Source organism: Streptomyces griseus subsp. griseus (assembly GCF_000720255.1).
GTDB lineage: Bacteria > Actinomycetota > Actinomycetes > Streptomycetales > Streptomycetaceae > Streptomyces > Streptomyces griseus_I.
Map to the genome: position 1 here is coordinate 1 of NZ_JOJE01000143.1, position 643 is coordinate 643.

At 67.8% G+C, this 643-nt stretch carries 1 pseudogene; it reads right to left on the reverse strand.

Annotated elements, in window-relative coordinates:
- Positions 1 to 643 (reverse strand): annotated as a pseudogene (locus IG99_RS43510) (condensation domain-containing protein); the annotation flags it as partial.

Here is a 643-nt window from a genome sequence, read left to right on the forward strand (position 1 = left end):
GACGCCGGGGTGTTCTGGAACGCCAACGCGACCTGGAACAGCGGGTGTCGGCCCATCGAGCGAACCGGATTCAACACCTCGACGAGGCGCTCGAACGGCGCGTCCTGTGCCGCGAAGGCCCTGAGGTCGGTCTCCCGGATCCGTGCGACCAATTCCGCGAACGACGGATCACCCGACACGTCCGCCCGCAGGACCAGCGTGTTCACGAAGAACCCGACCAGATCATCCAGCGCCTCGTCCAGACGGCCCGCCAAGCTCGACCACTCCACCCGTATGCGAGGCCACCATCGGACGCGGGCGGTCGAAGGGGAGCATCAACTCTGCGGGAGCCCCGGCGAGTTCACCACGCCAGAACTCCACCTGTCCTGCGTCACCCTCATCGCCCAGCAACTCGCGCTGCCACAACGTGTAGTCCGCGTACTGCACCGGCAACGGCTCCCACTCCGGAGCCGCTCCTTCGCACCGCGCTCCGTACGCCGACGCCAGATCCCGCGCCAACGGGCCCAACGACCAGCCGTCACCCGCGATGTGGTGCATGACCGCGGCCAACACCCACTCGTCCACGGCTACTCGGAAGGCCCACGCCCGCAGCGGGATCTCGGACTCCAGGTCGAACGCGTACGCCGAGACGTCCTCGATGTCA